Raw genomic sequence first — 20387 nt, 5'->3', positions numbered from 1 at the left:
AGCCTTTTTTATTTTATATTAAGTGTATTATGTACATTTATTAAAATAGAATCTTATCTTTGTCTTTATCATATTGGAAAGCAATATTCAATGGTAATACTAAAAATATTTTGATAAAAGACTGCTTTAAAATTAGCCATATGAACAAAATTTTATTAACCCTGTCAGTTGTGGTCTGTACCTTTAGTTATGCTCAGAATTTCAAATATCCTTTTCGAAACCCCGGTCTTCCGGTTGAAAAAAGGATTGAAAACCTTTTAGGGCTATTAACGGTTGACGAAAAGATTGGAATGATGATGGACAATTCCAGGGCTGTCCCAAGACTTGAAATTCCGGCTTACGGTTGGTGGAACGAAGCGCTTCACGGTGCTGCCAGAGCAGGAACGGCTACTGTTTTCCCGCAGGCAATCGGAATGGCGGCAACATGGGATGTTTCAGAGCATTTCAAAACTTTTGAAATGATTTCTGACGAAGCTCGTGCGAAATACAATAAATCTTTCGATGAAGCTCATAAAACCGGACGTTACGAAGGTCTTACATTCTGGACCCCAAATATCAATATTTTCCGAGATCCGAGATGGGGAAGAGGCCAGGAAACCTATGGTGAAGATCCTTATTTAACCTCTGTTTTGGGCGTTGCTGCCGTAAAAGGTTTGCAGGGAAATGATCCTAAATACTTTAAAACCCATGCCTGTGCCAAGCATTTTGCCGTTCACAGCGGTCCGGAATGGAACAGGCATTCCTATAATGCTGAAATTTCCAGGAGAGATCTTTATGAAACCTATCTTCCGGCTTTTAAAGCACTGGTTTTGGAAGGAAATGTGAGAGAAGTAATGTGTGCCTATAATGCTTTTGACGGCCAGCCTTGTTGTGCAAACAATACGTTGCTTAATGAAATTCTTCGTGGTAAATGGAAATACGACGGAATGGTGGTTTCAGATTGTTGGGCTTTGGCCGATTTCTATCAGGAAAAATACCACGGAACACATCCTGACGAAAAAACAACCGCTGCAGATGCATTAAAACATTCAACAGATCTGGAATGCGGAGATACTTACAATAATCTTAACAAATCTCTGGCAAGCGGATTAATTACCGAAAAAGACCTTGATATTTCCATGCGGAGGATCCTCAAAGGCTGGTTTGAATTAGGTATGCTCGATCCCAAATCTTCCGTTCACTGGAACAATATTCCTTATTCTACGGTAGATTCTAAAGAACATAAAGAACAGGCATTGAAAATGGCTCAAAAGTCTATTGTACTGATGAAAAATGAGAAAAATGTTCTGCCTTTAAATAAAAATATAAAAAAAATTGCCGTTGTAGGTCCTAATGCCGACGACGGAATTATGCAGCTCGGAAATTACAACGGAACGCCTTCTTCAACAGTAACGATTCTGGATGGAATTAAAACCAAGTTTCCAAACGCAGAAATTATTTACGAAAAAGGAAGCGAGGTGACAGATCCATCATCCAGAACAACTCTTTACCAGAATTTTGTAAGCCAGAAAAACGGTGAGAAGGGAATGAAGGTTGAATTTTTTAATAATAATGAATTCAAAGAAAAACCGGTCAATACTTCGGTCAATACAACGAGGATTTCCTACAGCAGTTTTGGCGGAACTCAGCTTGCTCCGGGAGTTGCCAGAGAAAATACCTCCGCAAGAATATCAGGTATTTTTAAAAGCACTTATTCCGGTGAAGTGATATTTTCTGCTTCAACATCAGATATTTATACGCTTTTGATTGACGGCAAAGAAATCGCAACCAGAAAAGGTCCGGATGCAAGACATCCTTCGGAATTTCCGGTGACAATGGAGAAAGGAAAGGAATATCAGGTCGAGCTCCGACACAGCCAGAAAGGAAAATATGTAAGCATTGATTTCGAAGTGTACCGAAAAGATCCGGTGAATTTTAATTCAGTAAAAGAAAAAGTAAAAGACGCTGATATAATTGTTTTTGTCGGCGGATTGTCACCAAGTCTTGAAGGGGAAGAAATGATGGTTAATGCAGAAGGTTTTAAAGGTGGTGATAAAACTTCAATAGAGCTTCCGAAAGTTCAGCGTGAACTGTTAGCAGAATTAAGGAAAACAGGAAAACCCGTTGTCTTCGTACTGTGCACGGGAAGTGCGCTTGGTTTGGAGCAGGATGAAAAAAATTATGATGCGCTGCTGAATGCCTGGTACGGCGGACAATCCAGCGGAACCGCTGTTGCCGATGTTTTAGCGGGAGATTACAATCCATCCGGAAAACTACCAATTACTTTTTACAAAAATCTTGAACAATTGGATAATGCACTTTCGACAACGAGCAAGCATCAGGGTTTTGAGAATTATGATATGAAGGGAAGGACGTATCGCTATATGACTGAAGATCCTTTATATGCATTTGGTCATGGTTTAAGCTATTCAAAATTTGCCTATGACAATGCTAAATTGAGCAAAAACAGCATCAATTCTAATGAAAATATCACGATAACAATTCCGGTTACCAATACTTCAGAAAGAGATGGCGAAGAAGTGGTGCAGGTGTATGTGAAAAGAAATAATGATCCTTTAGCGCCCGTAAAAACGCTGAGAGCTTTTGAAAAAAAATTGATTAAATCTAAAGAAACCAAAAACATCCAGCTAAACATCTCTGAAGAATCTTTTAAATTTTATGATGAAAAAGCAGATGATCTAGTTTCAAAATCAGGAGATTATACAATTTTCTACGGAGGAACTTCAAAAAATTCAGATTTAAAAAGTATCCAGTTGAAAGTTAAATAATTACGGATTACCATCATTAAAATTTAGTATTAGAAATGTCACACTGAGCGGAGTCGAAGTGTCTGTTTGGACAATCAAAATAAATTATCAATGAAAACTAAAAATAAAATCTTTACCCTTCTTCTTTCAAGTTGCGTTGTATTTTCATCTGCACAGACAACAAAGTTTACTTTAGATTTGGATGGAAGTTCTACCAACATTAAAATCCAGCCTACAATGTATGGGATTTTCTTTGAAGATATCAATTTTGCAGCCGATGGAGGAATGTATGCTGAGCTCATCAAGAACCGAAGCTTTGAGTTTGATGAACCCTTGACAGGCTGGAAACAACCAAACACGCAGATCCTTTCTCATAATCTGGATTCCGGTTTTTTGACTATTTATTCTGATCATTCCAAAACCAATAAAAACTACGCTAGAATTACCGTTCACAACGATAAAAAGTATCTCTTGGAAAATGAGGGTTTCCGGGGAATCGGGCTTCATAAAGATGCTAAATATGATTTCAGCTTTAATTTAGAAAATGTATCTGGAAATATTTCTGCTGTCAATGCGAATTTGGTTGACGAAAAAGGAGTGGTAATTTCTACAGTCCCAATAATCATCAAAGGAAAAGGATGGCAAAAATATAAGGCTGTTTTTTCGCCCTCAAGAACGGTTGAAAAAGCAAAACTGCAGATCACTTTTACAGGAACCGGCGTTGTAAATATGGATATGATTTCCCTTTTCCCGCAGGATACCTGGAAAGGAAGAAAAGGTGGCTTAAGAAAAGATTTAGTTCAGAAATTATACGATTTACAGCCTGGGTTTTTACGTTTTCCGGGAGGTTGCATTGTAGAAGGCAGAACACTTGCCGAAAGGTATCAGTGGAAAAAAACATTGGGAAATGTAGCAGACAGAGAATATCTCATCAACAAATGGAGTTCAGGTTTCCCGCATCGCCTGACTCCCGATTATTACCAATCGTTCGGATTAGGTTTTTATGAATATTTCCAGCTTTCCGAAGATTTGGGAGCAGAGCCCGTGCCAATTCTCAGTTGCGGAATGGCATGTCAGTTCAATACAGGCGAATTGGTGCATCTGGAAGAATTAAACCCCTTCGTTCAGGATGCTTTGGATTTAATTGAATTTGCTAACGGAGATGTCAATACGAAGTGGGGAAAAATCCGTGCAGAAATGGGACATCCCAATGCTTTTAATATGAAATATATTGGCGTCGGAAACGAACAGTGGGGTGAAGACTATATCGAACGGTACAAAATTTTTGAAAAAGCCATTCATTCAAAATACCCCGATATTACAATTATTTCCGGAAGCGGGCCGTCGCCAGACGGAGAGTTTTTCGAATACGGCTGGAAAGAGCTTAAAAAGCTCAATGCACAGATTGTCGATGAGCATTATTACAATTCTACAAAATGGTTTCAGGAAAATGCTGCGAGATATGATAAATATGACAGAAACGGACCTAAAGTTTTTGCAGGTGAATATGCAGTTCAGTCGGTAAAAACAGTAAGTCCGGACAATAAAAATAACTGGGAATCGGCACTTTCGGAAGCCGCTTTTATGACAGGGCTGGAAAGAAATGCAGATGTGGTAACCATGACTTCTTACGCGCCGCTTTTTGCACACGCCGATGGCTGGCAATGGACTCCGGATTTGATTTGGTTCAATAATCTGCAGTCATATGCAACTCCCAATTATTATGTTCAGAAGTTATTTTCTAATAACAAAGGAACTGATTTACTGAAGATTTACCACAATAAAACCTCAATTACCGGGCAAGATAAACTCTATGCAACCGCAGTAAAAGACAGTAAAAAAAATGAGGTGATCATTAAGATTGTCAATACGGACAGTAAGACAGCATCAATAGAAATTAATCCTAAAAACATAAAGTTGGGGCAAAAATTAACAAAAACGGTCTTAACTGCTTCCGAGCTTTCCGCCGAAAATAATTTTCAAACAGAAAACATAAGGCCCATAGAGGAAAATTCTGCGATTAACAAAGGGAAATTTTCAGTTGAAATTCCAGCCCGTTCGTTGGTTGTTTTGAAGGTTAAATAAACGTCAGAAATCATCAAAAAAAGGGAAAGTAAAATTAAGTGTATTTTATACATTTATTTAAAATAGAATCTTATATTTGTTTTATTCTCTGACAGAAAGAAATTATGAATGTTTGTTAAAACTTAACTCATTATATAAATGAAGAAATATGTTATCGGGCTGGATTATGGTACAGATTCCGTTCGTGCTGTACTGATTGATACAGAAAACGGAGCAGAGTTATCCGCATCCGTCAGCTATTACCAAAGATGGAAACAGGGAAAATACTGTAATCCTGAACAAAATCAGTTTCGTCAACATCCCTTAGATCATATCGAAGGTTTGCAGAAAACCATTTCAGATGTAGTAAAAGAAAGTGGAGTGGTACCGGAAACAATTGTCAGCATCTGTATCGATACCACAGGTTCATCACCACTTCCTGTAAACAAAGACGGAATAGCATTGGCTTTAACACCCGGATTTGAAGAAAACCCCAATGCAATGATGGTTTTGTGGAAAGACCATACTTCCATTGAAGAGGCGGAAGAAATCAATCAGCTAGCCAGAAACTGGGGCGGTGAAGATTATACCAGATTCGAGGGCGGAATCTATTCTTCCGAATGGTTTTGGGCAAAAATTCTGCATATCAGCAGACAGGATGAAAAAGTGAAAAATTCTGCTTACAGCTGGATGGAACACTGTGATTACATTACTTTTCTGCTTTCCGATCATCAGGACCTGGCAACATTCAAAAGAAGTCGTTGCGCAGCGGGTCATAAAGCAATGTGGCACGAGTCGTGGAACGGACTTCCGTCTAAGGATTTCCTTGGGCAGCTGGATTCGTCTTTAGCTGAGCTTCGGGACAGATTATATGATAAAACCTATACTTCCGATGAGATTGCAGGCAGTTTAAACGAAGAATGGGCGGCTAAGTTGGGACTGACAACCCATACTGTGATTGCTGTAGGAACATTCGATGCCCACTCAGGAGCCGTCGGTGCAAAAGTTGAAGAGAACACCCTCATTAGAATTATGGGCACGTCCACCTGCGATATTATGGTTGCACCCAACGAAATCATCCGGGACAAAACCGTAAAAGGTATTTGCGGACAGGTGAACGGTTCTGTTATTCCCGGACTCATTGGTCTGGAAGCCGGTCAGTCCGCATTCGGAGATCTTTTGGCCTGGTATAAAAACATTCTCACTTGGCCAATTCATAATGTGCTTATGGATTCCAATAGTATCGATGAAGATCAAAAGCAGCACTTAAAAGAAGAAATAGAAAATAATCTCATCCGCAATCTTACTTTGGAAGCTGAAAAAATTCCACTTTCCGAAACAATTCCTGTTGCCCTGGATTGGATCAACGGAAGAAGAACACCAGACGCGGATCAGCAGCTGAAATCAGCAATTTCCGGGCTCTCTTTGGGAACAAAAGCACCTCATATTTTCAAGGCTTTGGTTAATGCCATTTGTTTCGGATCCAAAAAAATTGTCAACCGTTTCGAAGAAGAAGGCGTTAAAATCAATAAAGTAATTGGAATTGGCGGTGTTGCCAGAAAATCCCCATTTATTATGCAGACATTGGCAAATGTTCTGAATATGCCGATCGTTGTAGCGGCATCTGATCAGGCTCCTGCTTTGGGAGCCGCCATTTATGCGGCAGTTTCGGCAGGTATTTATCCGACTGTTCAGGAAGCAAGCCGTAAAATGGGCTCCGATTTCGAAGCTGAATATTTTCCTCAGGCAGATCAGGTTGAAAAGTATGCAGAATTAATGAGCCAGTATCAGATTCTTGCCGACTTCACCGAAAACAATATCAAATCAAAAAAGAAGGTGATCGCTGGCAGTTTATAGTTGATAAAAATTTTCAACCCGGATTTAGTAGCTCTGCAGGAGTGCACCGCGTGAAACGAGGAACTAGATTCATCGATTCAAATAAATAATAAATAATTCAAAAGGCTGACAGAAATCAAGAGGAACGGGCTTAGCCCGAAACAAAGACCTGTAATTTTTAAATTATCTAATCTTTTAATCATTTAATAAAAATAAAATGAGCATATATAAAGAACTTCAGAGAGAGTGTTACGAAGCCAATATGCAGTTGGATGCTTTGAAGCTTGTCGTTTATACCTTCGGTAATGTAAGTGCCGTTGACCGTGAAAAAGGAATCTTTGCGATCAAACCAAGCGGTGTTCCTTATGAGATTCTAAAGCCTGAAGACATTGTGATTTTAGATTACGATGCTAACATTGTGGAAGGAAAATTAAGACCCTCGTCCGATACCAAAACCCATGCTTATCTTTACAAAAATTGGGAAAACATTGGCGGAATTTCTCATACTCACGCGATCTATTCGGTAGCCTGGGCTCAGGCACAGCTGGATATTCCGATTTTCGGAACCACGCATGCAGATCATTTAACAGCAGATATTCCCTGTGCACCGCCAATGCGCGATGATTTGATCGAGGGAAATTACGAATACAATACCGGAATCCAGATTCTCGATTGTTTCAGAGAAAAAAAATTGTCTTACGAAGAAGTGGAAATGGTACTCGTTGGAAACCACGGACCTTTTACCTGGGGCAAGAATGCTGATAAAGCTGTTTATAACAGTAAAGTTCTGGAAACAGTTGCGGAAATGGCTTATCTCACCCGGCAGATCAATCCCAATGCAGCCCGGCTGAAAGATTCTCTCATCAAAAAACATTACGAACGAAAACACGGAAAAAATGCCTACTACGGACAGTAAATGACATGAGTCATGAAAATTTGTTTATTAACGGAAAGCAAACCTATAAGGTTTAATAAAACAAATTATTCAAACAGAACCCGAAGGGTTTAATATCAATAGCCGTAGGTAAAACCTATGGTAAAATATATAACAATTATTTATCAATTATCATTTATATTATATGTTAACACCTCTCAATACCAAAGAAATCTGGTTCATCACAGGAAGCCAGCATTTATACGGACCTGAAACATTAGCGCAAGTTTCTGAACACTCAGGAAAAATTGTTGAAGCGCTCAATAAGTCTTCATCAATTCCTGTAAAAGTGGTTCTGAAGCCAACCGTAAAAACTACAGAAGAAATTTTTGAAACGCTTACAGCTGCCAATTTCGCAAAAGATTGTATTGGCATAGTGACCTGGATGCACACATTTTCACCTGCAAAAATGTGGATTCGCGGACTCACGGCTTTGCAAAAGCCAATGCTGCATTTGCACACACAGTTCAATCAGGATATTCCCTGGTCTACAATGGATATGGATTTTATGAATCTAAACCAGGCAGCGCACGGGGACAGGGAATTTGGGTTTATGGTAAGCCGTCTTCGTAAAAACAGAAAAGTAGTTGTAGGACACTGGGCGGAGGAAAGAGTTCAGAAACAGATCGGGGACTGGAGCCGCGTTGCAGCAGGCTGGGACGATTGGCAGGGAGCGAAATTTGCCCGTTTTGGAGACAATATGAGGTATGTAGCCGTCACAGATGGTGACAAAGTAGAGGCGGAAACAAAATTCGGATTTTCAGTAAACACCTGGGGAATCGGAGATTTAGTGAGTGTTGTGAATTCTATTGGTGAAGGTGAAGTAAAAACTTTAATTGAAGAATATGAAGCTTCTTACAAAATGGCAGATTCTCTGCTTTCGGGAAGAAGCAAAAGGAAATCACTTGAAACTGCTGCGAGGATAGAATTAGGATTGGAAAAATTCCTGAAAGACGGAAATTTCAAAGGTTTTTCAGATACTTTTGAAGACCTTCACGGTTTGGAGCAGCTTCCTGGAATTGCTGTTCAAAGGTTAATGGAAAAAGGCTACGGTTTTGCCGGAGAAGGCGACTGGAAAACAGCAGCATTAGTCCGTGCAATGAAAACAATGGGACAAGGTCTGGAAGGAGGAAATGCATTTATGGAAGATTATACTTATCATCTCAATCCTGCAAATCCTTCAGTTTTAGGTTCCCATATGCTGGAAGTTGACCCCGTTTTAGCAGTTGATAAACCATCCTGCGAAATTCATCCGTTGGGAATTGGCGGCAAAGCAGATCCTGTCCGCCTGGTTTTCAATTCCAGAGGAAATATTGATTCTCTGAATGCTGCTCTTATGGATTTCGGAAATCATTTCAGACTGTTAATCAATAAAACAAAAGCATTGGAAATTACCGAAGAATTACCAAAACTTCCTGTAGCAAGAGTCCTTTGGAAACCACTTCCGGATTTATACACGGCTGCAGAAGCATGGATTCTGGCTGGTGGAGCGCATCATACGTGCTATAGTGAAAACATCAGTGCAGAGCAGTTGGAAGATTTTGCGGAGATTGCAGGAATAGAATCACTGGTTATTGATGAGGATACTAAAATTCGCGATTTTAAAAACATCCTTCGCTGGAATGAAATTTATTATCGTTAAACTTGCAAAATTATTCAAACTATGAAAAAAATATGGCATAACCTGATTATTGTTGCAGTTTTATGTGTTATCGGATGCAATAAAAAAGAAAACATTAATCAGCCTCAAAAAGAAAATATGGAAAAGATACAGGTATCAGACTATGGAGTGACTGCAAAAGGCGATTCCATTAAAAAATACACCTTAACCAATAAAAACGGGATGAAAGTGGAAGTCATCAATTTTGGAGGAATTATCACCTCATTGACAGCTCCTGATAAAGATGGTCACTATGAAGATGTCGTTTTGGGCTTTACAAAGCCTGAAGGCTATTTCAACGGAAATCCGTATTATTTCGGAGCGTTGATCGGACGTTTTGGAAATAGAATAGCTAACGCAAAATTCACCTTGGAAGGCAAAACCTATGATATTAATAAGAATGACGGTCCCAACAGTCTTCACGGAGGAAAAGAAGGTTTTCACACCAAATTCTGGAACATTGAACCTGTTAAAGGTGCGAAATTTCCAGCTATAAAGCTGACTTACACGAGTGCAGACGGCGAAGAAGGCTATCCGGGAAAATTATCTACAACGGTATTCTACACATTGACAGACGATGATGCACTGGAAATCTCCTACGAAGCAACTACCGATAAAGCAACGGTTGTGAATCTTACGCAACATTCATATTTCAACCTTTCAGGGAATTTTACAAAAACGATTACTGATCACGAACTGCAAATTAATGCAGATAAATTTTTACCTGTCAGTGAAACGTTGATTCCAACCGGTGAACAGAAACCTGTAAAGGGGAGTCCGTTTGATTTCACGGTTTCAAAACCAATCGGAAAAGACATTAATGTTGCAAATGATGACCAGCTGAAAAAAGGAAAAGGTTACGACCATAACTGGATTCTGAATGGAAGTGGAATGAGGAGCATTGCAAAAGTTTATCATCCTGAGTCAGGAAGAGTAATGGAGGTGCTTACGGATGAACCGGGTGTTCAGTTCTATTCCGGAAATTTTCTTGATGGAAGGTTTAACACTAAAACAGGAGGGAAAAATGAATTCCGAACAGGCTTTTGCTTAGAAACCCAACATTTTCCGGATTCTCCAAATCAACCTTCTTTCCCTTCAACAGAACTTAAGCCGGGACAGAAATATCAGACTAAAACGATTTATAAATTCTCAGTTAAAAAATAAATTATGGGAAACTTAGCAACTATTGATATCATCATATTTCTGATTTATTTTGTGGTGGTAGCCGGTTACGGAATTTGGATCTACAACAGGAAAAAATCTGCAGTTACAGGCAGTAAAGACTATTTCCTGGCAGAAGGTTCACTTACCTGGTGGGCGATTGGTGCCAGCCTGATTGCGTCCAATATTTCGGCCGAACAGTTTATAGGAATGAGTGGCGAAGGATTCTTCGTAGGGATTGCTGTCGCAGCTTACGAATGGATTGCAGCCATTGCATTGATTATTATTGCAGTCTGGTTCATTCCTATTTACCTGAAAAATAAGATTTATACGATGCCTCAATTCCTTGAAACCCGTTACAACAAATCGGTTTCACTGATTATGGCGGTTTTCTGGCTGTTCCTTTATGTCATTGTGAATTTAACCTCAATTCTTTATCTCGGAGCTTTGGCTATTGATACTTTGCTGGGCGGAGATAATCTTCATATCATTATGATTGGGTTGCTGCTTATGGCCTTGCTGATTGGTCTGGGAGGAATGAAAGTAATCGGGTACACCGACGTTATTCAGGTAGCGGTTTTAATTATCGGAGGCTTTGCCACGGTTTATATGGCTCTTCAGATTGTTGACCAGAGAATTAACGGAGCCGCTGTAGGAAATGCTTTCGCAGGTTTCCAGACATTAATTAAAGAAGCACCACAGCATTTTAAACTCATTCTTGATAAACCGACGACAACCACTACAACTTTGGCAATGCCTGAAAACGTGAATGTTCAGAAATATGTGGTTTTACCAGGATTGGCAATGTACTTTGCCGGTCAGTGGATTGTTAACCTGAATTATTGGGGATGCAACCAGTACATTACGCAGCGTGCTTTGGGAGCAGATCTGAAAACGGCAAGAACCGGAATTTTGTTCGCAGGGTTCTTAAAATTATTTATGCCGATTATCGTAATGCTTCCGGGAATTGCAGCCTATGTTTTATATACGAAAGGACATCTGCCAGGTTTCAACGGTGTAAAAGATGGCGCGTATTCAGCCATTTTAGGTTTCTTGCCAACAGGGCTGAAAGGTCTTGCGGTTGCAGCGCTTACTGCAGCAATTGTAGCATCTTTGGCAGGAAAAGTAAACAGTATTTCGACCATTTTTACTTTGGATATCTATAAAAAATACCTTAAAGCAGATGCGACTGAAATCCAGATGGTAAGAACAGGACGCTGGGCAATCATTATCGCAATGTTCGTGGCTCTGGCATTTACATGGACAGATGTTCTGGGAATTGGAGGAGAAGGTGGTTTCACATTCATTCAGAAATATACCGGATTTATCAGTCCCGGCGTTTTTGCCATGTTCCTTTTGGGAATGTTCTGGAAAAGAACAACAGGAACGGCAGCTTTAGTCGGAGTTCTTCTGGGATTCTTACTGGCTATTTTCTTCAACAGTTTTGCAGTAGATATTTTCGGGAAAGAAACCTGGCTATACACTGCTTTTACCTATGAAAAATTAGAAAACGGAGTCGTTCATACGATCACCGAAATTCCATTTTTAATTAATATGGGATGGTCATTTTTCATCACGGTTGCCGTTATGGTTCTGATCAGTTTGGCCGGCCCGAAAGTGAATCCTAAAGCTTTTGCCATTGATGCAGCAATGTTCAAAGTAGATTCCAGAACTTTGGTACTTATTGTGGTTACCGTTCTTTTACTTACCGCACTTTATGTGAGATTCTGGTAATTAATAAATAACTTATAAACAGGATGTCATGATTGGCATCCTATTTTTGTTAAAAAATTCTAATGATTTTGTAATTTTAAATAAAGTTTTGAAAAAGTATCTCCTTTTTATCGATACCGAAACAACAGGAATTCCGAAACGTTGGAATCTGCCTTATTCTGAAACCGACAACTGGCCATCAGCAGTTCAGGTTGCATGGATCTTGTACGATGAAAACGGTAGAGAAATTAAAAGAGAAAATTTTTATATCGATGAAGATGTGGAAATCAGTAAACCGTCATTCAGAGTTCACAAAATTTCCAGGGAATTTTTAAGCAACAATGGAAAGGCACGAAAGTTTGTTTTGCAAAAACTTTCAGAAGATATTCAGCAATATCGTCCGCTGATCACAGGACATTTCACAGAATTTGATATTCATACGCTAAGCTGTGATTATTACAGGGCAGGTTTGGAAAATCCTTTTCAAAAAAGTTATTTTTACTGTACGATGCTCAAAAGCAAAGGCTATGCTTTGAATCCTGAAGCAGATTACTTCCGGCTGCCACAGCTCTACGAGTTTCTTTTTAATGAAAAGATGGAACACTCTCACGATGCTGTGATTGACGCTGAAATGACGGCAAAATGCTTTTTTGAGATTCGTTCTCGTGGAGAAATTTCGAAAGATGAACTAAAGAATATCCATCACAAAATTGAAAGTAAATTGAAATTTTTATATAAAATCAAATAAGTAAATGAAATAATTTATTAATCTGAATATCTGTCACCTATTTAATCATTATGGAAGAAAAAATTATTTCGCTATTAAAAGTAACAGAACCTTTTGATCTTCTGCCTGAAACGGTTCTTGCCGAAATCTCTGAATCGCTTACAAAAACCGAGTTTTCTAAAGATACGCTTGTGTATCGTCAGGAAGTGACTGAAATGAGAGGAGTAGACATTATTTCATCAGGAGAATACGAAACTTTCTTTTTCGATGCTGCAGAAAACAAAAGATGTCTGACCAGGCATTATTCGCCTTACTGCTTCGGCGGAATTTCAGTTGTTCTGAACCGGGTTCGTGCACTAAAATCTGCGATAGCCAAAAAAGGAACTGTGGTTTACACCTTACCCAGAAAGGAGTTTTATGAATTATGCAATGCCTACGACAGCTTTTTTCATTATTTCACTTCAGATTTTGGTATAAAAATGCTGGATGAGGAGTTTTCGCACTTTGTAAAAACCCCGGCTACTTTTGAAGAAAGTTATTTTGCAGCCGATCAGCTGTATTCCAGAAAAATAGAAGGCATCGCTTACAAAAGTATTGTTTCATGTGAAGAAAGCACACCCGTTTTTGAAGCCGCCAAAATGATGGCCGCCAACAAAGTGAGCTGTATTTTTATCAGGAAGTCACAGAGTGACGAGATTATCGGTTATGCGACTGATATTACTTTACGGGATAACGTCATTGCCCGCTGCCTGGATTCAAGAACAGCCATTTTGGAGGTAATGGATAATCCAATTGTCAGTATTTCCAGCGATGCTTACCTGTATGAAGCGGTTCTGATGATGTTTAAAACCAAAACAAGGTATCTTCTGGTAAAAAATAAAGATGAATATGTAGGCTTCCTCAGCAGAAACCGTTTGCTGAGCGAGCAGGCGCAGAGCCCGTTGGTGTTTATCCAGTCTGTAAAGCAGGCAGAAAATACGGAAGAACTCCACAAAAAATGGAACCAGGTACCTGATATCATCAATCAGCTTTTGGGTAGGGGAGTTCACGGTGAAATTGCCAGTCAGGTTATTACCACAATTGCAGATACAATTACAGGAAAAGTGATAGAAAAGGTTATCAGGCAGATAGGAAATCCGCCTGCCAAATTTGCCTTTATTGTCACAGGAAGCGAAGGAAGAAAAGAGCAGACGCTGAGTACCGACCAGGACAACGGGATTATCTATGAAGATAAAGCCAACGAAGACCGGGAAATGGTAAGGGAATATTTCCTGGATTTTGCCAGAAAAGTTTCCGACGACCTCAATACCATTGGTTTTGAATACTGCAAAGGTGGCTTCATGGCGAGCAATCCCAAGTGGACGCATTCTCTTTCTCACTGGAAAAGAAATTATACCCAATGGATTGAAAAATCCCTGCCTGAAAGTGCGATGAATTTTTCCACATTTTTTGATTTTCGTTTTATTTACGGTGATGACGCTATTGTCCGTGAGCTGAAAACTTTTATCAAAGAAAAACTGGCTTCGCCCAATCAGTTGTTTTTTGCCCACATTGCTAAAAATGCACTGCAGTATGAACCGCCATTGACCTTTTTCAAAAGAATAAAGACCCAGACTATCGGGAAATCAGAAGTCTTCGACATTAAAACAGCGATGTCTCCAATGGTAGATCTGGTTCGGGTCTACGTGCTGGAAAATCAGCTCGAAATTGAAAATACTGGTGAGAGAATGAAAAAATTAGAGGAAATCGGAATTTTCACACAGCAGCAGTATAATGAGATGCATCAGTCTTATTATTATCTGATGGCGCTCCGGCTTAAAAACCAGGCCAACCAAATCAATATAGATAAAAAGCACCCTGATAATTATGTGGAAATCAGTAAACTCACCAAAATAGAAAGAGTAACACTGATCGAAATTTTCAAGACCATTGCCAATTTTCAACTGGGAATCAAAATGAAATTTACCGGAAATTTCTAAGACTAAATTTTAAACATAAAGCCTTCCGAGATCTTCTTATTGTATTTCTCTTCGTCAAAAGTGTAAAGAAAAGATCCTTTTTTAGACGAGCTCATATCTTTTTCATTAGTTTTTACCAGAACATCCAAAGCATTGATTTTGCTGGTAAAATTCCGTTTGTCATATTTTTCATCAAAAATAGCTTCGTAAAGATTCTGCAGGTCTTTCATGGTGAATTTTTCAGGGAGAAGCTCAAAGCCAATCGGCCTTGTTGTAGCTCTTCTTCTCAGTCTCAAGACAGCATCTTTTACCATTGCGTTGTGATCAAAAATAAGATCGGGGCGGTCTTTCAGGTCAAACCATTTCGCACTGTATTTTTCGTTGATCTGAATATTGTCCTGGATATTGATTAAAGCATAATATGAAATCGACATAATTCTGGCAGTCGGCTCCCGGTCAATTTCTGTGTAAGTTTTCAGTTGTTCAAGGTAGATGTTTTCAAGACCGGTAAGAGCATTCAGAACACGATTGGCAGCCTGATCGGAATTTTCTTTATCATCAACAAAACCTCCCATCAGTGACCATTCTCCCTTTTTGGGCTCGAAGTTTCTTTTTACCAGAAGAATTTTAAGGTTTTCTCCACCAAAACCAAAGATGATACAGTCTACTGCGACAAGATGTTTGGGATAAGTAAGATAATTTTCTTCCATCAAAATGATTTTAAACAAAGTTAATTCTTTTAACGTAGATTTAATATGAAAAATTAATAAATGTATGTTAAACACTTTATGTTTTTCTTACTACTCATTTTGATGATTTGTAAGTTTCAAACAATGTTTTGGGGAATTATTTTCATCATTTAAACGAATTGTTTGCTGAAATAACGGTGAATCCTATATGAATGCAATGTTAAAAATATGTTAAAATTTTGATCTTAAATTTTACTCTGCTTTTTTTCAGGGTTATTATTAAAATACGATAAGCCCGGATGTAAATTTTTTCCGGTTTTTATAAACACACGATATGTATTTTGATAATGACGGGATTACATTTACTTAATTGATATTCTATGGTTTGTCTATTCTTGTTTTTTATGATAAGGTAAAGGTTTGTAAAAGTTTTTTTACTTATTTCAAAATGCTTTTTCAGAAGGACATATTGCTAAATGATGAAAATTGTTTGTTATCTGGATACTTTCTTTTATTTTAGAAATGTAGAAATAACATTTATTAATGAACAAAAAATCACTGATAGTACTTCTGGGCTTTACTACGGCTTTTGGACAAGTAAAGAAAAATGTTAGCTACTTTCCGCTCAACAAGGTTCATTTGTCTGAAAGTGTTTTCAGCCAGGCGATGCATACGGATGAGAAGTATATCCTGGCAATGGATGCAGACCGCCTTCTGGCACCTTATCAGAAAGAAGCTGGACTTAAGCCCGGAAAAGAGAACTATCCCAATTGGGAAAATACAGGATTGGATGGTCATATCGGCGGTCATTATGTGTCCGCTTTGGCATTAATGTATGCTTCTACAGGTGATTCAAAAATAAAGCAGCGTCTGGATTATATGATTGATGAGCTGGAGCGTTGTCAGAATCTTTCAGGAGACGGTTATCTTTCGGGAGTTCCGAACGGTAAAAAAATCTGGAAGGAAATTGCCGGCGGAAATATCCGGGCAGCAACTTTCGGTTTGAATGACCGTTGGGTTCCTTTATATAACATTCACAAGATATATTCGGGTTTACGTGATGCCTATTGGTATGCGGACAGCGGGAAAGCAAAACAAATGCTCATCAGACTCACAGATTGGATGGCTGAAGAAGTTTCCGGACTTTCCGATACACAGATTCAGGAAATGCTGCAAAGTGAACACGGCGGTCTGAATGAAGTTTTTGCTGATGTTTACGACATTACAAAAAATGAAAAATATCTAAAGCTTGCCCGCCGTTTTTCTCATCTTGCAATTCTGAATCCACTGCTGAATGGTGAAGATAAACTCACCGGCATCCACGCCAATACACAGATTCCGAAAGTGATTGGATTTAAACGCATTGCCGATTTGGAAAACAATAAAGAGTGGAGCAATGCCGCCGATTTTTTCTGGAACAATGTTACGCATAAAAGATCAGCTGTTATCGGAGGAAACAGTGTCAGCGAGCATTTCAATCCGACCAGTGATTTCAGCGGAATGATTAAAAGTATCGAAGGTCCCGAAACCTGCAATACCTATAATATGCTGAAACTCTCCAAAGAATTGTACGCATCCAATCCAAAATCATCTTATGTGGATTATTACGAAAGGGCTTTGTACAATCATATTCTTTCCACACAAAATCCCGGAAAAGGTGGTTTTGTCTATTTTACACCGATGCGTCCCGGTCATTACAGGGTTTATTCCCAGCCGGAAACCAGCTTTTGGTGCTGCGTAGGTTCAGGAATGGAGAACCACGCCAAATATGGTGAAATGATCTATGCGTATTCTGATGAAGATCTGTATGTAAACCTGTTTATTCCTTCCGTTTTAAAATGGTCTGAAAAGAAAATAATTCTGAGACAGGAAAATAATTTCCCGGAATCACCATCTACGAAACTGATCTTTGATGTTGTATCAGTCTCAAATATAAATTTAAAATTAAGAGCGCCGGAATGGTCAGATGCCTCTCAAATCAATATTTCAGTAAATGGTAAACATATCAATGTGCCTGTTGATGCTGAAGGGTATTTTAGTATCAAAAGAAAATGGAAAAAAGGAGACGTGGTCGAGATGAAAATGCCGATGCATCTTTCCGCAGAACAGCTTCCCGATCATTCAGATTATTTCGCGTTTAAATATGGCCCGGTTGTTTTAGCTGCCAGATACGGAAAAGAAAACCAAAACGGACTTTTCGCCGATGACAGCAGAGGCGGACATATCGCGCATGGTCCACAGATTCCTTTAAATGAAATTCCAACTGTTTTAGGTACTTCAGCTTCGGTTTTAAATCATTTGGAAACGGTTAATGGAAAAGATTTGACCTTCAGATTGAATGGGCTGTATCCCGAGAATAAATTCAGCAACGGACTGGAATTAGTTCCATTTTATAAGATTCATGAAGAGCGCTACATCATTTATTTTCCACAGGCAGATCAGGATAAGATTGAAAAGATTCAGAAGCAGAAAGCTAAAGAAGAAGAGGAAATCAGAAAGCTTGACAGCATCACTTCAGATAAAGTTCAGCTGGGTGAGCAACAACCGGAATCTGATCATTTCATCGACAGCAAAGATTCCAATACCGGTTATATGGAGGACCGCCATTTCCGTGAGGCAAAAGGCTGGTTCAGCTATCAGATGAGAAACAAAGATAAAAAGGCAAAGTATCTTTATCTTCTTTATTTCGATGCCAATACCAACCGAACGTTGAATGCGGAAATTAACGGAATCAAGGTAATTTCTAAAAATTTCGACGGAAAACTAGGCAGCTCTCCGCAATCATTATTAATTCCAATTCCCGAATCTGAAAGTCGTAAGGAAGTTCTGACAGTAAAATTTAATTCAGGTGAAAAATCCCTTACCCCGAAAATAATCGAAGTCAGATTGCTGACCCAAATGCCAGATAAAAACTAAACAGCTTTCTCAGGATTTAAAACCTAACAAGGCTTATAAAATATTTCAACCCGATATGAACAATAAACTCAACAAAATCTTAAGCTTGCTTCTCTGTATATTCTGCATTTTCATTGAAGCTAAAATCAAGCTTCCTGCATTGGTTTCAGACGGAATGGTTTTGCAGAGAAACCAAAAGCTGAATGTTTGGGGACAAGCCGATGCCGGAGAAAAAGTAGAAATTAAATTCATCAATAAAAAATATAGCACAACGGCCGACCAGGCCGGAAACTGGAAAATTCAGCTTCCGGAGCAGAAAGCAGGCGGTCCTTATACAATTACCATTAATGAAATTACATTGAAGGATATTCTTATCGGCGATGTCTGGCTGGCTTCAGGACAATCGAATATGGAACTTCCGATGCGCAGACTGACACCGCTTTTTGCAGATGAGATCAAAAATGCAAATAATCAGAACATCAGATTCTTCACTGTTCCACAAAAATATAATTTTAAATTACCTCAGACTGAGCTGGATGGCGGCAGGTGGGAAGCAACCAATCCACAGACGATTCTTAATTTTTCCGGAGTTGCCTATTTTTTTGCGAAAGAATTAAGTGAAAAAAACAAAGTTGCCGTTGGAATTATTCACGCCAGTTTAGGCGGTTCACCAATCCAGGCCTGGATGGATGAAAATTCCCTGAAAAAGTATCCTGAATATCTTGATGAAGCCAAAAAATGGCAAAATGATGACTTAATTAAGTCTACAGAATCTAACGAACAAGCTTTGAGCAAGGCGTGGTACACAGAATTGGAACAAAGTGATATCGGATTAAACCAGCATTGGGAAAACTTCGAGCTAAACGATTCTGATTGGAAGACGATGCAGATCCCCGGTTCCTGGGAAGATAAAGAAGGTCCCTTCGAAGGTTCGGTTTGGTTTAGAAAAGAAATTAATTTAACTAAAAATCAGGCAGGAAAAGCCGCATTTTTAAATTTAGGAAGAATAAAAGATGCTGATGTCACCTACATCAACGGAACAAAAGTTGGAAATGTAACCTATGAATATCCACCTCGCTGGTATAATATTCCGGCAGGCATTTTAAAAGAAGGCAAGAATGTCATTGCCGTAAGAATTACAAACGCAAGCGGAAAAGGGCAGTTCATTGCTGACAAACCTTACTATCTTGATATTGATGGAAATAAAATCGATTTAAAAACCGAATGGAAATATAAAACCGGGGCTAAAATGGAAAAAATGGCTCCCGGACAGACCTTCATCCGTTGGAAACCGACAGGGTTATACAATGCAATGATTCACCCTTTAATCAATTATAATATCAAAGGGGCGATTTGGTACCAGGGCGAAAGCAATACCGGAAAACCAAAAGAATACGGAGACTTGTTGACCACAATGATTCTGGACTGGCGAAACAAATGGAACCAAAAAGATTTGCCGTTTTTTACCGTGCAGCTGGCCAATTTTATGGAACCGAAAAACCAGCCTGTCGAAAGTAATTGGGCAGAGCTCAGAGACCAGCAGCGTCAAGTTTCGCTGAAAGTTCCAAACACAGGACTTGCCGTAATTATTGATGCAGGAGAGTGGAACGACATTCATCCGCTTGACAAGAAAACAGTGGGGGACAGACTAGCTTTACAGGCATTAAAAGTGGCATACAGAAAAAATATCACGGCAGACGGACCGGTGTATCAATCAATGAAAGTGGAAGGAAATAAAATTATGCTCTCTTTCAGAACCGGAACAGATGATTTTGAGCCTGTTTCAGAGCTGAAAGGTTTTGCTGTCAAAAGTAAAAACGGTAAATATGAGTGGGCAAAAGCCAAAGTGGAAGGTAATAAAATAATAGTTTGGAACGATGATGTAAAAGAACCTTTCGCTGTTCGCTACGACTGGGCAGATAATCCCGACGGAAATTTGAAAAACAAAACAGGACTTCCTGCTTCACCATTTACTACAGAATAATCAATTATAAAATTATTAA

The 20387-nt window shown here is 39.0% G+C and carries 12 protein-coding genes; 11 read left to right on the top strand and 1 reads right to left on the bottom strand.

Going from position 1 to position 20387, the window contains the following annotated elements; genetic code table 11:
* Nucleotides 1–140 precede the first annotated feature (140 nt).
* From ACMGDK_RS04005 to ACMGDK_RS03965, 9 genes are all read left to right on the top strand, one after another.
* A complete protein-coding gene (locus tag ACMGDK_RS04005; RefSeq protein WP_436806735.1) occupies nucleotides 141–2768 on the top strand; it encodes a glycoside hydrolase family 3 C-terminal domain-containing protein in 2628 nt (875 codons plus the stop codon).
* Between the two features lie 90 nt (nucleotides 2769–2858).
* Nucleotides 2859–4832: an alpha-L-arabinofuranosidase family protein gene (locus ACMGDK_RS04000; RefSeq protein WP_436806734.1), complete on the top strand. Its 1974-nt coding sequence runs from the start codon at nucleotides 2859–2861 to the stop codon at nucleotides 4830–4832.
* Nucleotides 4833–4970: 138 nt separating this feature from the next.
* Nucleotides 4971–6668, top strand: coding sequence for a ribulokinase (locus tag ACMGDK_RS03995; protein WP_436806733.1), 1698 nt, complete (start codon nucleotides 4971–4973; stop codon nucleotides 6666–6668).
* A gap of 196 nt (nucleotides 6669–6864) precedes the next feature.
* The gene (locus tag ACMGDK_RS03990) at nucleotides 6865–7563 is read left to right on the top strand and encodes an L-ribulose-5-phosphate 4-epimerase (protein WP_436806732.1); all 699 of its coding nucleotides are present in this window, start codon (nucleotides 6865–6867) and stop codon (nucleotides 7561–7563) included.
* A gap of 163 nt (nucleotides 7564–7726) precedes the next feature.
* Nucleotides 7727–9223 (top strand): L-arabinose isomerase, encoded by a 1497-nt coding sequence (araA, locus tag ACMGDK_RS03985; protein WP_436806731.1) that lies wholly within the window; start codon nucleotides 7727–7729, stop codon nucleotides 9221–9223.
* A gap of 21 nt (nucleotides 9224–9244) precedes the next feature.
* Nucleotides 9245–10405 (top strand): aldose epimerase family protein, encoded by a 1161-nt coding sequence (locus ACMGDK_RS03980; protein ID WP_436806730.1) that lies wholly within the window; start codon nucleotides 9245–9247, stop codon nucleotides 10403–10405.
* Between the two features lie 3 nt (nucleotides 10406–10408).
* Nucleotides 10409–12136 (top strand): sodium:solute symporter family transporter, encoded by a 1728-nt coding sequence (locus tag ACMGDK_RS03975; protein WP_436806729.1) that lies wholly within the window; start codon nucleotides 10409–10411, stop codon nucleotides 12134–12136.
* A gap of 88 nt (nucleotides 12137–12224) precedes the next feature.
* Complete coding sequence (locus ACMGDK_RS03970; protein WP_436806728.1) at nucleotides 12225–12863, top strand: 3'-5' exonuclease; 639 nt, start codon at nucleotides 12225–12227, stop codon at nucleotides 12861–12863.
* Between the two features lie 50 nt (nucleotides 12864–12913).
* A complete protein-coding gene (locus ACMGDK_RS03965; RefSeq protein WP_436806727.1) occupies nucleotides 12914–14821 on the top strand; it encodes a DUF294 nucleotidyltransferase-like domain-containing protein in 1908 nt (635 codons plus the stop codon).
* A 2-nt stretch (nucleotides 14822–14823) separates the two neighbouring features.
* Here the strand turns inward: ACMGDK_RS03965 and ACMGDK_RS03960 are convergent, their stop codons facing one another.
* On the bottom strand, nucleotides 14824–15510 hold the full coding sequence (locus ACMGDK_RS03960; RefSeq protein WP_436806726.1) for an NUDIX hydrolase: 687 nt from the start codon (nucleotides 15508–15510) through the stop codon (nucleotides 14824–14826).
* 522 nt (nucleotides 15511–16032) lie between these two features.
* Between ACMGDK_RS03960 and ACMGDK_RS03955 the strand changes: the two genes are divergently transcribed.
* Nucleotides 16033–18405 (top strand): beta-L-arabinofuranosidase domain-containing protein, encoded by a 2373-nt coding sequence (locus tag ACMGDK_RS03955; RefSeq protein ID WP_436806725.1) that lies wholly within the window; start codon nucleotides 16033–16035, stop codon nucleotides 18403–18405.
* Nucleotides 18406–18460: 55 nt separating this feature from the next.
* Complete coding sequence (locus ACMGDK_RS03950) at nucleotides 18461–20368, top strand: sialate O-acetylesterase (protein ID WP_436806724.1); 1908 nt, start codon at nucleotides 18461–18463, stop codon at nucleotides 20366–20368.
* The last annotated feature ends 19 nt before the right edge of the window (nucleotides 20369–20387 follow it).

The organism is Chryseobacterium hilariae (assembly GCF_051400735.1).
GTDB lineage: Bacteria > Bacteroidota > Bacteroidia > Flavobacteriales > Weeksellaceae > Chryseobacterium.
This window is presented reverse-complemented; position numbering and strand designations above follow the sequence as displayed.

Coding starts and splice junctions, on each gene's coding strand:
- ACMGDK_RS04005 (WP_436806735.1), top strand. CDS start 141: ATGAACAAAATTTTATTAACCCTGTCAGTTGTGGTCTGTACCTTTAGT.
- ACMGDK_RS04000 (WP_436806734.1), top strand. CDS start 2,859: ATGAAAACTAAAAATAAAATCTTTACCCTTCTTCTTTCAAGTTGCGTT.
- ACMGDK_RS03995 (WP_436806733.1), top strand. CDS start 4,971: ATGAAGAAATATGTTATCGGGCTGGATTATGGTACAGATTCCGTTCGT.
- ACMGDK_RS03990 (WP_436806732.1), top strand. CDS start 6,865: ATGAGCATATATAAAGAACTTCAGAGAGAGTGTTACGAAGCCAATATG.
- araA (WP_436806731.1), top strand. CDS start 7,727: ATGTTAACACCTCTCAATACCAAAGAAATCTGGTTCATCACAGGAAGC.
- ACMGDK_RS03980 (WP_436806730.1), top strand. CDS start 9,245: ATGAAAAAAATATGGCATAACCTGATTATTGTTGCAGTTTTATGTGTT.
- ACMGDK_RS03975 (WP_436806729.1), top strand. CDS start 10,409: ATGGGAAACTTAGCAACTATTGATATCATCATATTTCTGATTTATTTT.
- ACMGDK_RS03965 (WP_436806727.1), top strand. CDS start 12,914: ATGGAAGAAAAAATTATTTCGCTATTAAAAGTAACAGAACCTTTTGAT.
- ACMGDK_RS03960 (WP_436806726.1), bottom strand. CDS start 15,510: ATGGAAGAAAATTATCTTACTTATCCCAAACATCTTGTCGCAGTAGAC.
- ACMGDK_RS03955 (WP_436806725.1), top strand. CDS start 16,033: ATGAACAAAAAATCACTGATAGTACTTCTGGGCTTTACTACGGCTTTT.
- ACMGDK_RS03950 (WP_436806724.1), top strand. CDS start 18,461: ATGAACAATAAACTCAACAAAATCTTAAGCTTGCTTCTCTGTATATTC.